Genomic DNA, 13730 nt, shown 5'->3' on the forward strand with positions numbered 1-13730 from the left:
GTTTCCAGCGACCTCGCGCAGCACTACCCGGGAGTTCGAGCCACTCCCCGGGCGCTGTTGCCAGTCACAGCGCCCGGGTAGCGTCCGTAACACTGAGTTACTCGAGTTTGCGACCGGCCCTAAGGTCGCCTCGTGCCCCACCTCGTGCTCGCCTCCGCCTCCCCCGCCCGGCTGGCCACCCTGCGCAACGCGGGGATCGACCCGACGGTCATCGTGTCCGGCGTCGACGAGTCGCAGCTCGACGGGCTGCCGCCGGCGCGGCTCGCCGAGGACCTGGCCGACCTCAAGTGCGCCGCGGTGGCCGCGCGCGACGACGTACCTGCCGGGGCGCTGGTGCTCGGTTGCGACTCCGTGCTCGACCTCGACGGGCAGGCGCTGGGGAAGCCGCGCGACGCCGACGAGGCGAGGGCGCGGTGGCGGGCGATGCGCGGCCGGGCCGGCGTGCTGCGCACCGGTCACGTGCTGCGGGTCGCGGGCAGCGACCACCCCGGCGCCGCCGGTGTCGCGTCCACCGAGGTGCACTTCGCCGACGTCACCGACGCCGAGATCGAGGCGTACGTCGCCACCGGCGAGCCGCTGCACGTCGCCGGCGCCTTCACCGTCGACGGCCTCGGCGGCGCGTTCGTGACCCGGATCGAGGGCGACCACCACAACGTCGTGGGGGTCAGCCTCCCGCTGCTCCGCGACCTGGTCCGCTCCCTCGGTCACGAGTGGACCGACCTCTGGTCCTCCCCGACCGGCGGCTGAGCCAGCCGGGTCGACGTCTCACTCGACGGGGAGCCCGAGGCCGCGGGCGATGAGCATCCGCTGCACCTCGGAGGTGCCCTCGCCGATCTCGAGGATCTTCGCGTCGCGGTAGAAGCGGGCGACGGGGTACTCCTCCATGAACCCGTAGCCGCCGAAGACCTGGGTGGCGATCCGGGTGCCGGTGACCGCCGACTCGGTGGCGTAGAGCTTGGCGACCGAGGCGGCGTGCTTGAAGTCCCGGACGCTCGGGCCGCCGGGTGTGCCCATGGCGTCCTTCATCGCCGCCGCCCGGTAGGTCAGCAGGCGCGAGGCGTGCAGCATCACCTCGAGGTCGGCGACCTGGAAGGCCACGCCCTGCTTGCGGCCGATCGGGCCGCCGAACGTCTGCCGGTCGCCGGCGTAGGCGACGCACTGCTCGACGCAGGCCTGGAGCAGGCCGACCGCGAGCGCCGCGATCGCCACCCGGCCGTCGTCGAGGGTGGCGAGGAACTGCGCGTAGCCACGGCCGCGCTCCCCCAGCAGGTTCTCGGCCGGCACCCGGCAGCCGGTGAACGTCAGCGGGTGGGTGTCGGAGATCCGCCAGCCGAGCTTGTCGTACGCCGGCTCCACGACGAAACCGGGCGTGCCGGCGGGCACGACGATGGTCGAGATCTCCGGCCGACCCGTCTCCGACGTGCCGGTCCGTGCGGTGACGGTGACCAGGCTGGTGATCGCGGAGCCGGAGTTGGTGATGAACTGCTTGGCGCCGTCGACCACCCACTCGCCGTCGTCGAGCTCGGCCTTCGTGCGGGTGGCACCGGCGTCGGACCCGGCGCCGGGCTCGGTGAGCCCGAAGCCCGCGAGCCGCCGGCCCGCGACCAGGTCGGGCAGCCACCGCTCCTTCTGGGCGTCGGTGCCGTAGGTGAGGATCGGGTTGATCCCGAGCCCCACTCCGGCCTCGAGGGTCACGCCGAGGGACTGGTCGACGCGGCCGAGCTCCTCGATGGCGAGGCAGAGCGAGGTGAAGGGTCCGTCGGCCGGGTCGAGCCCCGCGCCGCCGTACTCCTCCGGCGCGGTGAGCCCGAACAGGCCGAGCTCCCCCATCCGTTGCACCACGTCGGTCGGGAAGTGGTGCTCCTTGTCCCACTGCGCCACGTGCGGCGCGATCTCGGCCTCGGCGAACTCGCGCACCGTCCGCCGGAAGTCCTCGTGGTCGCGGGAGAGCTCGAACGCGGTCATGCCGGCGATCGTAACCCGCGAGGTTAACGTTTGTTAACCACCCGGCCGGACCATGGCGCGACGGCCGCGGAAGCAGCACGATGACGACATGCGCTACGCGATGACCGGAGCCACCGGCTTCCTCGGCGGCGAGCTCGCCCGCCAGCTGCGCTCCTCGGGACACGACGTGGTCGCGCTCGTGCGTGACCCCGCCAAGGCCGGGCCCCTGCAGGCGGACGGGGTCCGCCTGGTCGAGGGCGACCTCGGCAACGCCGACGCGCTCGACCGGCTGCTCGAGGGAGCCGACGGGTTCTTCCACGTCGCCGGCTGGTACCGGCACGGCCGCCGCGAGCACGCGGCGCTGCGGCGGGCCAACGTCGAGGGCACCCGAGAGGCGCTGGAGGCCGCCCGGCGCGCCCGGGTGCGCACCGTCTACACCAGCACGATCGCGATCAACTCCGACACCCGCGGGCAGGTGCCCGACGAGACCTACGAGCACGCGGGCCCGTGGGCGGCCGAGTACGACCGCACGAAGTGGGAGGCGCACCGGCTGGCGCGGGAGTACGCCGCCGCGGGGCTTCCGCTGGTGGTCGTGCAGCCGAGCGTGGTCTACGGCCCCGGCGACACCGGCAGCACCCTCGGCCAGCTGGTGCGCCAGGTCGTCGCCGGCCGGACCGTGCTCGGGCCCCGGGGCGGCGGCGCGTGCTGGGCGCACGTGGCCGACGTCGCGCGCGGTCACGTGCTGGCCATGGAGCTGGGCCGCACGGGTGAGTCGTACTTCCTCAGCGGCGAGCGGGCGACGTACGACGAGGTGCTCGCCCTCGTCAAGGAGGTGGCGGGCAGCAGGTCGCGGGTCGTCCTCCTCCCCCGTCCCCTGGTGCGGGCCAACGCGCTCCTGACGGCGCCGCTGGAGCGGGTCGTCCGGCTGCCGCAGACGCTGACGGCCGACGCCGCGCGGGCCGGTTGCGCGACCTACTACGGCGACGCCGCCAAGGCCCGGGCCGAGCTCGGCTGGTCGTCGCGTCCGTGGCGCGAGGGCATGGCCGCGACGGTGCGGGCGGAGCTGGGCCTCGTCCACGGCGGGAACCCCTGAGGGGCGCCGCGCACGGCTGGCCCTAGACTCCCCGAACGGCCGCCGCAACGTCCCGAAAGGAGTCGCCCGTGCCCGAGCCGACGAGCAAGCCGCTGCAGAAGGTCCTCATCGCCAACCGCGGCGAGATCGCGGTGCGGGTGATCCGCGCGTGCAAGGACGCCGGCATCGGGAGCGTCGCGGTCTACGCCGACCCCGACCGCGACGCGGTGTTCGTCCGGCTCGCCGACGAGGCCTACGCCCTGGGCGGTGCGACGCCGGCGGAGTCCTACCTCGACATCGCCAAGATCGTCGACGTCGCCCGCCGGTCGGGCGCCGACTCGGTGCACCCCGGCTACGGCTTCCTCGCCGAGAACGCCGACTTCGCCCGCGCCGTCATCGACGCCGGGCTGGTCTGGATCGGCCCGCCGCCGGAGGCGATCGACGCCCTCGGCGACAAGGCCCGGGCCAAGCAGATCGCGCAGAAGGTCGACGCTCCGCTCGCGCCGGGCCTCAAGGACCCGGTGAAGGACGCCGACGAGATCGTCGAGTTCGCGCGGGCCAACGGGCTCCCGGTGGCCATCAAGGCGGTCTTCGGTGGCGGCGGCCGCGGCCTGAAGGTCGCGCGCACCATGGAGGAGATCCCCGAGCTCTACGAGTCGGCGGTCCGCGAGGCGGTCACGGCGTTCGGCCGCGGCGAGTGCCTGGTGGAGAAGTTCCTCGACCGCCCGCGCCACGTCGAGACCCAATGCCTGGCCGACCAGCACGGCAACGTCGTGGTGGTCTCCACGCGCGACTGCTCGTTGCAGCGGCGGCACCAGAAGCTGGTCGAGGAGGCGCCCGCGCCGTTCCTCAGCGAGGAGCAGGTGACCCGGCTCTACGAGTCCTCCAAGGCGATCCTGAAGGAGGCGGGCTACGTCGGTGCGGGCACGTGCGAGTTCCTCGTCGGCCGCGACGGCACCATCTCCTTCCTCGAGGTCAACACCCGGCTCCAGGTCGAGCACTGCGTCTCCGAGGAGGTCACCGGCATCGACCTGGTCCGCGAGATGTTCCGCATCGCCGCGGGCGAGGAGCTCGGCTACGACGACCCCGAGGTCCGCGGCCACTCCATCGAGTACCGCATCAACGCCGAGGACGGCGGCCGCAACTTCATGCCCGCCCCCGGCACGCTGACCGAGTGGGCGCCGCCGCAGGGGCCCGGCATCCGCGTCGACGGCGGCTACGAGAAGGGCGAGACCATCCCCGGCTCGTTCGACTCCCCTCATCGCCAAGCTGATCGTCACCGGTCGCGACCGCACCCAGGCGCTGGAGCGCTCGCGCCGCGCGCTCGAGGAGTTCCGCGTCGACGGCATGCCGACCGTGATCCCGTTCCACCGCGCGGTCATCGACGACCCGGCGTACGTCGGCGCGTCCGACCCCGCCGGCGAGGGCGAGTTCGGCGTCTACACGACCTGGATCGAGACCGACTTCGACAACCAGATCCAGCCCTACGACGGCGTGGTCGGCGAGCCTGCCGAGCAGGCCGAGCGGCAGCAGGTCGTCGTCGAGGTCGGCGGCCGCCGGCTCGAGGTCGTCGTCCCGGCCGGCCTCGGCGGGCTCGCCGCCGCGGGGGTGGCGGCGCCAAGAAGCCCAAGCGTGCGGCCGGCAAGAAGGCCGGCGCCGCCGCCAGCGGCGACGCCGTCACCAGCCCGATGCAGGGCACCATCGTCAAGATCGCCGTCGAGGAGGGCCAGACGGTCGCCGAGGGCGACGTCGTCGTCGTCATGGAGGCGATGAAGATGGAGCAGCCGCTCAAGGCCCACAAGGCCGGCACCGTCACCGGCCTGAAGGCCGAGGTCGGCGCCACCGTCGCCAACGGCGAGGTCGTCTGCGAGCTCAAGGACTGACCATCCGGCCGGTCACCGCGGTCGCCTAGGGTCGGTGCCGTGACGGGAGCTCCGCGACCCCGCCCACCGCGTCGACCCGCGGGCCCGCTCGATGTGGCGCCTGGAGTGCGCGACCGAGGCGGCCGTGCTGGCGGTGGTCGCCGTGGTCGTCGCGGTGCTGCGCGACGACGGCTGGTGGTGGGTGGTCGTCGCCGGCGTGGCGGTCCTGGGCGCGGTCTACGCGGTCGGGGTGCCGCAGTGGCGCTACCTCGTCCACCGCTGGGAGGTCACCGACTCGGCCGTCTACACCCAGCGCGGCTGGTGGGCCCGCGAGCGCCGGATCGCGCCGATGTCGCGGGTCCAGACCGTCGACTTCTCCCAGGGCGTGCTGGCCCGGCTCTTCGGCCTCGCTGCGGTCACCGTGACCACTGCGTCGGCCGCCGGCGCGCTGCGCATCGACGGGCTCGACCGGGCCGTGGCGCTGCGGCTGGTCGACGAGCTGACCCTCAAGGCGGACCTGGTGGAGGGCGACGCCACGTGACCGACCCGGCGTGGTTGCGGCTCGACCCGCGGATGCTGCTGGTGCACCCGGTCCGGGAGGTGGGCCGGTTCCTCCCGGCGCTGGTCGCCCTGCTGGTCGCCGGCGGCGCCTCCGGGCTGGGGCCGTGGTCGCTGTTCGCCGTCGCGGTGCCGGTCGGCCTCGGCGTCGTCCGCTACCTGACCACGAGCTACCGGATCACCGCGGGCCGGGTGGAGCTCCGCCGCGGCCTCCTGCAGCGGCACACGCTCTCCGCGCCGGTCGACCGGGTCCGCACCGTCGACCTCACCTCCTCCCTCGTGCACCGGCTGCTCGGCCTGACGACGGTCGTGGTCGGCACCGGGAGCGTGGCCACCGACGCCGGCGAGCGGCTCGAGCTCGACGCGCTCCCCTCGCGACCAGGCGACCGCCCTGCGGGCGGAGCTGCTGCGCGCCGGCGCAGCCGCGGCCGCGCCCGCCGAGGAACCCGCGGCGGCAGCAGCGGAGCAGGTCCCGCCGGTCGCCCGGTTCGAGGCACGCTGGCTGTGGTACGCCCCGTTCACCAGCGCCGGCGTCGTCGCCGCCGGCGCCCTGCTCGGTGCGGTCGGCCAGGCCGGCGAGTCGTTCCGCCTGCGGGTCGAGCTGACCGAGGACGACCTGGCGGCGCTCACCGGGCTCGTGGTCACGGGCGTGCTGCTCGGCGTGGTGGTCGTCGCGGCCGCGCTGGCCGTCGGCGGCTATCTCGTCACCAACTGGCGGTTCACCCTCGCCCGGGAGGGGTCGGCGTGGCACGTGAGCCGTGGCCTGTTCACCACGCGGGAGACCAGTCTCGACGTGGCGCGGGTCGCCGGGGTGACCCGCGGCGAGCAGGCCGCGCTGCGGCTGGCCCGCGGGGGCCGGCTCTCCGCGATCGTCACCGGCCTCGGCGCGGGGCGGGGCAGCTCGGCGGTGCTGGTCCCGCCCGCACCGGCCGGCGTGGTCGCGCAGGCCGCCGGCGCCGTGCTGGCCAGCGACCTGCCGATGTCGGCCCCGCTGCGCGGCCACGGCCCGGCCGCCGTACGGCGCCGCTACACCCGCGCCCTGCTCGGTGCGGTTCCGTTCGTCGCCGTGCCGGTCGTGGCGGTCGCCCTCGGCGCGCCGCCGTGGCTGCTCGTCGGGGCCGCCGTCCCCGTGGCCGCCGCGCTCGCCCTGGCCCGCGACCGGGCCCGCGGGCTGGGGCATGGGCTCGTCGACGGGTTCGTCGTCGTGCGCTCCGGCTCGATGCTCCGCGAGCGCGACGCGCTCGCGACCGGCCACGTGATCGGGTGGACGTTCCGCGACACCTGGTTCCAGCGCCGGGTCGGGCTGACCACGCTCAGCGCCACCACCGCCGGCGGCAAGGGCGCGGTGCACGCCCCGGACGCGCCGGCGGGCGACGCCGTGGCGCTGGCCGTCGCGGCCACGCCGGGGCTGCTCGACCCGTTCACGGCCTGATCGGCGGCAGGCCCAGCTGGTCGGCCAGCGACGCGAGGTGCCGCTCGAACAGCTCCTCGGCGTCGCCCAGGCCGTCGGGACCGAACTGGCCGAACACCTCGAAGCTCACGATCCCGAACACGCTGGTGAAGGCGAGCACGCCCCGCACCAGGAGCCGGTCGGGCACGGCCGCGTCGAGCTGGGCACGCACGTCGGCCAGCCCGGCCGCGAGCGCCTGCCCCGGTGCGGGGTCGTCGGGGTCCGCGACGACGCCGGCGGCGTGGGCGTCGGCGAGGATGCCCACCATCGCGCGGGCCACCCGGGTCCCCGGCCCGGTCGTCTGCTCGCCCGGCGCGGCGTAGCCCGGGACCGGCCCGCCGTAGAGCAGGGGCGTACGTCGCCGGCTCGGCCAGCGCCCACGCGCGGACCGCCCGGCCGAGGGCGAGGAACCGCTCGCGGTGGGCGTCCGCCGGCACCGCGGCGACGGCGGCGTCGACGGCATCGCCGAGCTCGTCGTAGCCGTCGACGACGAGGAGCGTCAGCAGCTCGTCGCGGCTGCGGACGTAGCGGTAGACCGCCGAGGAGACCACGCCGAGGTCGCGGGCGACCGCGCGCAGCGACAGGGCGGCGGCACCGTGGCGGCTCAGGTGGTCGCGGCCGATGCGGGTGATGTCGCGCAGCGTCTGCGCACGGGCGCGGTCGCGAGGGGTGCCGGGCATGGAGGTCATCCTGCCCAGGGCCGCGAGCACCGTCAACAAAGTGAGCACCGCTCTTGCGTCAGAGCGGCTCCGCGTGCAATGCTCGTTTTTCGAGAGCGGTGCTCTCATCCCTGATCCGATCCAACCGGAGGCATCCCATGCAGCTCCACGTCGTCACCGGCGCCGGCCCCGTCGGCACCACCCTCGCGCTCCAGCTGGCCGAGGCGGGCCATCCCGTCCGGCTCCTCACCCGCTCGGGCAGCGGGCCCGAGCACCCCCTCGTCGAACGGCGCCGGGTGGACGTCTCCTCCGAGGACGGCCTCGACGAGGCCTTCGCCGGCGCCGTCGCCGTCCACCACTGCATCCACGCGTCCCGCTACGCCGCCGCAGCCTGGCGCGCCGAGCTCCCTCGCGCGGAGCAGGCCGTGCTCGCCGCGGCCGGCCGGGCCGGCGCGGTCGTGGTGTTCCCGGAGAGCCTCTACTCCTACGGCGAGGTCGACGGGCCGATCACCGAGGACCTCCCCCGCGCGGCGTCCCGCGGCAAGCAGGGCGTCCGCACCGACCTGCTCCGCGCGCGGGCCGCCTCGTCCACGCCGACGGTCAGCGTCGCGGCCTCCGACTTCATCGGTCCGTTCGTGCGCACCGCCCACGCCGGCGCGCGGATGGTCGAGCCGATCCTGGCCGGTCGCACCGTCCGGGTCGTCGGCAGTCTCGACCAGCCGCACTCGTTCACCTACGTGCCCGACCTGGCCGCGGCGATGGTCCGGGCGGCCGCCGACCCCGGCCTGTGGGACAGCGTCCTGCACGCCCCCCACGGCGCCGCCGGTCACCCAGCGCCAGCTGGTCGGGCTGCTCGCCGACGCCGCCGGCGTGCCCGCGCCGCGGCTCGGCACGATCCCCGGCTGGCTGCTGCGCGGGCTGGGCGCCGTCCACGGCGGCACCCGGGAGCTCGCCGAGCTCGCCTTCCAGCTCGAGCGGCCGTTCGTCCTCGACTCCTCCGCCAGCGAGCGTCGGCTGGGGCTCGCACCGACGCCGCTTCACGACCGTCGCGGCGGAGACGGTCGCCTGGTGGCGGACCGCCGGGACCGCAGCGGCGCCGCAAGCGACGGCAGCGGCACAATGAGCGCGTGACCACCGCCGACTACCGCCCGCGGCCCGACGGCCGCCCCGACCCCGGCGAGGTCTGCTGGGCCTGGGTCCCCTACGAGGACGACCCGAGCCGCGGCAAGGACCGGCCGGTGCTGGTGATCGGCACCCGCACCGACCCGGCCGGCGTCGAGGTCGTCGAGTGCCTCGTGATGACCAGCAAGGACCACGACCGCGACGCCGCGCAGGGAGGCCGCCGCCGGCCGGCACTGGATGGACGTCGGGGCCGGCGGATGGGACCGGGAGCGGCGGCCCAGCGAGGTGCGCCTCGACCGGCTGGTCGTGCTCGCCGTGGCCGACGTACGCCGGGAGGGCGCGGCGCTCGACCGCGGTCTCTACGCCGAGGTGCTCGCCGCCCGGGCGGCGCTCGGCGCCTGACGAGCCGGGGAGCCATCCGGAGTACGTACCGGTAACAACCGACCGGGCACCCCCTAGGTACCTTGCTCGCATGTTCTCCAAGGTGTTGGTGGCCAACCGGGGCGAGATCGCGATCCGAGCGTTCCGCGCGGCCTACGAGTTGGGCGCCCGGACGGTCGCCGTGTTCCCCTACGAGGACCGCTGGTCCGAGCACCGGCTGCGGGCCGACGAAGCCTACGAGATCGGCGAGCGCGGCCACCCCGTCCGGAGCTACCTCGACCCCGACGCCATCGTCGCGGTGGCCGTGCAGTGCGGCGCCGACGCCATCTACCCCGGCTACGGCTTCCTGTCGGAGAACCCCGCGCTGGCCGAGGCCTGCGTCAACGCGGGCATCACCTTCGTCGGCCCCGGCGCCGACGTGCTCGAGCTGACCGGCAACAAGGCGCGGGCGATCGCCGCGGCCCGGGAGGCCGGTGTCCCGACGCTGCAGAGCGTGCCGCCGTCGACCGACGTCGACGAGCTCCTCGCCGCCGCCGAGCAGCTGCCGATGCCGCTCTTCGTCAAGGCCGTGGCCGGCGGCGGCGGACGCGGCATGCGTCGGGTGGACCAGGCCGCGCAGCTGCGCGAGGCGATCGAGACCTGCATGCGCGAGGCCGAGGCCGCGTTCGGCGACCCGACGGTCTTCGTCGAGCAGGCGGTCGTCGACCCCCGCCACATCGAGGTCCAGATCCTCGCCGACGGCACCGGCGACGGTGAGGACGGCGGCGTCCTCCACCTCTACGAGCGCGACTGCTCGGTGCAGCGGCGGCACCAGAAGGTCATCGAGATCGCCCCCGCACCCAACCTCGACCCCGACCTGCGCGACCGGATCTGCGCCGACGCGGTCCGGTTCGCCCGCCACATCGGCTACAAGAACGCCGGCACCGTCGAGTTCCTCCTCGACCCGCAGGGCAACTACGTCTTCATCGAGATGAACCCGCGGATCCAGGTCGAGCACACCGTGACCGAGGAGGTCACCGACGTCGACCTGGTGCAGTCGCAGCTGCGGATCGCCGCCGGCGACACCCTCGCCGACCTCGGCCTGACCCAGGACCGGATCCGGCTCCGCGGCGCCGCCCTGCAGTGCCGGATCACCACCGAGGACCCGGCCAACGGGTTCCGGCCCGATACCGGCAAGATCACGACCTACCGCTCCCCCGGCGGACCGGGCGTCCGCCTCGACGGCGGCACGATCTACACCGGCGCCGAGGTCAGCCCCCCACTTCGACTCGATGCTGGCCAAGCTGACCTGCCGCGGCCGCACCCACGAGCTCGCCGTGGAGAAGGCGCGCCGGGCGGTGGCGGAGTTCCGGATCCGCGGTGTGGCGACCAACATCGGGTTCCTCCAGGCCGTGCTGGCCGACCCGGACTTCACCGCCGGCGACGTCACCACCTCGTTCATCGAGACGCACCCGCAGCTGCTCGCCGCCCGGCCGGCCGCCGACCGCGGGTCCAAGCTGCTCAACTACCTCGCCGACGTCACGGTCAACAAGCCGTACGGCGACCCGCCGGTGTCGCTCGACCCGCAGACCAAGCTGCCGGAGCTCTCGCTGGACGTGCCGGCCCCCGACGGCACCCGGCAGCTGCTGCTGCAGGTGGGCCCGGAGGAGTTCGCCCGCCGGCTGCGCGAGCAGAAGCAGGTGGCGGTCACCGACACCACGTTCCGCGACGCCCACCAGAGCCTGCTGGCGACCCGCGTCCGGACGATCGACCTGCTCGGCGCGGCCGGTCACGTCGCCCGCACGACGCCGCAGCTGTGGTCGGTCGAGGCCTGGGGCGGGGCGACGTACGACGTCGCGCTGCGCTTCCTCTCCGAGGACCCGTGGGAGCGGCTCGCGCGGCTGCGCCAGGCGATGCCGAACATCTGCCTGCAGATGCTGCTCCGCGGCCGCAACACCGTCGGCTACACGCCGTACCCGACCGAGGTGACGGCGGCGTTCGTCGAGGAGGCGGTGGCGACCGGTCTCGACGTGTTCCGGATCTTCGACGCGCTCAACGACGTCTCCCAGATGCGGCCCGCGATCGAGGCGGTCCGCGAGACCGGGACCGCGGTCGCCGAGGTCGCGCTCTGCTACACCGGTGACCTCTCCGACCCGGGCGAGAAGCTCTACACGCTCGACTACTACCTGCGGCTCGCCGAGGAGATCGTGGAGGCCGGCGCGCACGTGCTGGCGATCAAGGACATGGCCGGGCTGCTGCGCGCCCCGGCGGCCCGCCGCCTGGTCACGGCGCTGCGGGAGAACTTCGACCTCCCGGTGCACCTGCACACCCACGACACCCCGGGCGGCCAGCTCGGCACGCTGCTCGCCGCGATCGACGCGGGCGTCGACGCCGTCGACGCCGCCGCCGCGTCGATGTCGGGCACCACCTCCCAGCCCTCGCTCACCGGTCTCGTCGCCGCGACCGACCACTCCGAGCGGGAGACCGGGCTCGACCTCGCGGCCGTCAGCGCGATGGAGCCCTACTGGGAGGCGGTCCGCCGCGTCTACGCGCCGTTCGAGTCGGGGCTCGCCTCCCCCCACCGGCCGCGTCTACCGCCACGAGATCCCCGGCGGCCAGCTGTCGAACCTGCGCCAGCAGGCGATCGCGCTGGGCCTGGGCGAGAAGTTCGAGCAGGTCGAGGACATGTACGCCGCGGCCAACGACATCCTCGGCAACGTGCCGAAGGTGACGCCGAGCTCGAAGGTGATCGGCGACCTGGCGCTCGCGCTCGTCGGGCTCGGCGCCGACCCGGCCGACTTCGCCGAGAACCCGGACAAGTACGACGTCCCCGACTCGGTGGTCGGCTTCCTCAACGGCGAGCTGGGCGACCCGCCGGGCGGCTGGCCGGAGCCGTTCCGCAGCAAGGCGCTCGCCGGGCGGTCCTGGACGCCGCCGGCCGCCGAGCTGACCGAGGAGCAGCGCAAGGGCCTGGCCGAGGACCGGCGGGCCACGCTCAACCGGCTGCTGTTCCCCCGGCCCGACCCGCGAGTTCGAGGCGGCGCGCGCCTCCTACGGCGACCTGTCGATCCTGCCGACGCTCGACTACCTCTACGGCCTCCGCCCGGGTGACGAGCACGAGGTCGAGATCGAGGAGGGCAAGCGGCTGATCCTCGGGTTCCAGGCGATCAGCGAACCCGACGAGCGCGGCTTCCGCACGGTCATGTGCACCCTCAACGGCCAGCTCCGGCCGGTCAGTGTCCGCGACCGCGGCGTCGCGGCCGAGACCGCCGCCCAGGAGAAGGCCGACCCCGGCAACCCCGACCACGTGGCGGCGCCGTTCCAGGGCGCGGTCACCGTCGTCGTCGCCGAGGGCGACCAGATCGAGGAGGGGCAGACGGTCGCGACGATCGAGGCGATGAAGATGGAGGCCTCGATCACCGCCCCCGCGCCGGCACGGTGTCCCGGGTGGCGATCAGCGAGACCCAACCGGTCGAGGGCGGGGACCTGATCCTGGTGCTCGACTGACTGCCGCGAGCGGCGGAGGCCGGCGTCACCTCACCTCGCAGGTGAGCGCCACCTCCGTCGCGCACACGTCGCCGCCCGGCCCGCCGGAACCGCGGTCGAACCCGCGACGACCGAGGAGGATGTCGTTCCCGGCGCCGCCCCGCAGGACGTCGTCGCCGCCGCGACCGTCGAGGAGGTTGCGCGCGCCGGTGCCGACCAGCCGGTCGTCGTACCGGGTGCCGCGCACCACCTCGACCGACACCACGGTCACGGCGCCGCCTCGCCACGCCGCCCGGCGGCGGGGCAGGTCGACGCGGACGCCGGTGCGGAACCGCGGGAACAGGAGGGTGTCGGTGCCGCGGCCGCCGTCGAGGCGCCCGGCGCGGCGCGAGCGAACCTCGAGCACGTCGTGCCCCGCGCCCCCGAGCGCAGTGGTCCGGCCGTCGGCACGCATCCGGTCCTTGCCGCCGTCGCCGGTGGTGCGGGCGCCGGCCGAGCCGACCACCCGGTCGTGCCCGCCGTTGCCGTGGCCGCTCCCGCCGACGACCACGACGTCGTCCGCCCCGGCGCCGCCGCTGACCGTCGCCCCCCGGCCGCGCAGCACGTCGTCGCCACCCCGGCCCCGGACCACGTCTGCTCCGCCGCCGCCGTCGAAGACGTCGGCGTCGGGGCCGCCGACCATCCGGTCGGCGGCCGGCGTGCCGCGGACCATCTCGACCTGGCCGTACTGGTCGTGGCCCGCGCCGTCCACGGTCGCGCGCGCCCCGTCGACGCGCACCGGTCCACCGTCGAAGTCCTCGTAGCTGAGCAGGTCGTGGCCGCCACCGCCCGCAACCCGGTCGTCGCCCGGCCCCTCGCCGATGCCGTCGGCGCCGCCGCGCCCCCACACCCGGTCGTCGCCGTCCCCGCCGATGAGGGTGTCGCCGCCGGCCCCGCCGTCGAGGACGTCGTCGCCGGCCCCGCCGAGCAGCAGGTCGTCACCGGGACCGCCGCAGACGACGTCGTCACCGCCGTGCCCGTTGAAGACGTCGTCGCCCTCGCCGAGGTGCACCACCTCGGGCAGGAGGTTCCCCTCGAGGACGTCGTCGCCGTCGGTTCCGGTCAGGGTGGCCGGCCGACCCTGGCAGGTGGTGGGCGGGGCGGCTGCGGACACACCGACGAACGTCACGGGCGCCACGGCGGCGGCGAGGACCAGGGTGAGAAGCGATCTGCGCATG

The 13730-nt window shown here is 74.9% G+C and carries 11 protein-coding genes and 4 pseudogenes; 11 read left to right on the forward strand and 4 right to left on the reverse strand.

Annotated elements, in window-relative coordinates:
* The first annotated feature begins 132 nt into the window (after positions 1 to 132).
* On the forward strand, positions 133 to 747 hold the full coding sequence (locus tag MF408_RS02815; protein ID WP_240250179.1) for a Maf family protein: 615 nt from the start codon (positions 133 to 135) through the stop codon (positions 745 to 747).
* Between the two features lie 18 nt (positions 748 to 765).
* Here MF408_RS02815 and MF408_RS02820 read toward each other — a convergent pair whose 3' ends face one another.
* A complete protein-coding gene (locus MF408_RS02820; protein WP_240250180.1) occupies positions 766 to 1965 on the reverse strand; it encodes an acyl-CoA dehydrogenase family protein in 1200 nt (399 codons plus the stop codon).
* Positions 1966 to 2053: 88 nt separating this feature from the next.
* On the opposite strand from MF408_RS02820, the gene MF408_RS02825 reads away from it, so the two are divergent.
* From MF408_RS02825 to MF408_RS02840, 4 genes and pseudogenes are all read left to right on the forward strand, one after another.
* Entirely contained in the window at positions 2054 to 3037 is a 984-nt protein-coding gene (locus tag MF408_RS02825; protein WP_240250181.1) for an NAD-dependent epimerase/dehydratase family protein, read from the forward strand.
* A gap of 68 nt (positions 3038 to 3105) precedes the next feature.
* Positions 3106 to 4899, forward strand: a pseudogene (locus tag MF408_RS02830) (biotin carboxylase N-terminal domain-containing protein).
* A gap of 91 nt (positions 4900 to 4990) precedes the next feature.
* Positions 4991 to 5419: a PH domain-containing protein gene (locus MF408_RS02835; RefSeq protein ID WP_240250182.1), complete on the forward strand. Its 429-nt coding sequence runs from the start codon at positions 4991 to 4993 to the stop codon at positions 5417 to 5419.
* A 654-nt stretch (positions 5420 to 6073) separates the two neighbouring features.
* Positions 6074 to 6868 carry a PH domain-containing protein gene (locus MF408_RS02840; RefSeq protein ID WP_240250183.1) on the forward strand — a complete coding sequence of 265 codons (795 nt, stop codon included), beginning with the start codon at positions 6074 to 6076 and terminating at the stop codon, positions 6866 to 6868.
* On the opposite strand, the gene MF408_RS02845 is transcribed toward MF408_RS02840, so the two are convergent.
* Positions 6858 to 7349 carry a TetR-like C-terminal domain-containing protein gene (locus MF408_RS02845; RefSeq protein ID WP_240250184.1) on the reverse strand — a complete coding sequence of 164 codons (492 nt, stop codon included), beginning with the start codon at positions 7347 to 7349 and terminating at the stop codon, positions 6858 to 6860. The genes MF408_RS02840 and MF408_RS02845 overlap by 11 nt on opposite strands.
* Before the next feature lie 321 nt (positions 7350 to 7670).
* The gene (locus MF408_RS02850; protein ID WP_240250185.1) at positions 7671 to 7901 is read right to left on the reverse strand and encodes a hypothetical protein; all 231 of its coding nucleotides are present in this window, start codon (positions 7899 to 7901) and stop codon (positions 7671 to 7673) included.
* 514 nt (positions 7902 to 8415) lie between these two features.
* Here MF408_RS02850 and MF408_RS02855 point away from each other — a divergent pair.
* The 6 genes and pseudogenes from MF408_RS02855 (at position 8416) to MF408_RS02875 (ending at position 12517) form a co-directional block, all read left to right on the forward strand.
* The gene (locus MF408_RS02855) at positions 8416 to 8676 is read left to right on the forward strand and encodes a hypothetical protein (protein ID WP_240250186.1); all 261 of its coding nucleotides are present in this window, start codon (positions 8416 to 8418) and stop codon (positions 8674 to 8676) included.
* A 228-nt stretch (positions 8677 to 8904) separates the two neighbouring features.
* A complete protein-coding gene (locus tag MF408_RS02860) occupies positions 8905 to 9069 on the forward strand; it encodes a hypothetical protein (RefSeq protein ID WP_240250187.1) in 165 nt (54 codons plus the stop codon).
* A gap of 70 nt (positions 9070 to 9139) precedes the next feature.
* Positions 9140 to 10240, forward strand: a pseudogene (locus MF408_RS24790) (biotin carboxylase N-terminal domain-containing protein); the annotation flags it as partial.
* 79 nt (positions 10241 to 10319) lie between these two features.
* Positions 10320 to 11480 (forward strand): annotated as a pseudogene (locus MF408_RS24795) (pyruvate carboxylase); the annotation flags it as partial.
* A gap of 196 nt (positions 11481 to 11676) precedes the next feature.
* Positions 11677 to 11979: pseudogene (locus MF408_RS24800) on the forward strand (hypothetical protein); the annotation flags it as partial.
* A 250-nt stretch (positions 11980 to 12229) separates the two neighbouring features.
* Complete coding sequence (locus MF408_RS02875) at positions 12230 to 12517, forward strand: biotin/lipoyl-containing protein (protein ID WP_240250188.1); 288 nt, start codon at positions 12230 to 12232, stop codon at positions 12515 to 12517.
* 42 nt (positions 12518 to 12559) lie between these two features.
* Here MF408_RS02875 and MF408_RS02880 read toward each other — a convergent pair whose 3' ends face one another.
* Positions 12560 to 13729, reverse strand: coding sequence for a calcium-binding protein (locus MF408_RS02880; protein ID WP_240250189.1), 1170 nt, complete (start codon positions 13727 to 13729; stop codon positions 12560 to 12562).
* Between the last annotated feature and the right edge of the window lies 1 nt (position 13730).

Source organism: Nocardioides sp. TF02-7 (assembly GCF_022437945.1).
Lineage (GTDB): Bacteria > Actinomycetota > Actinomycetes > Propionibacteriales > Nocardioidaceae > Nocardioides.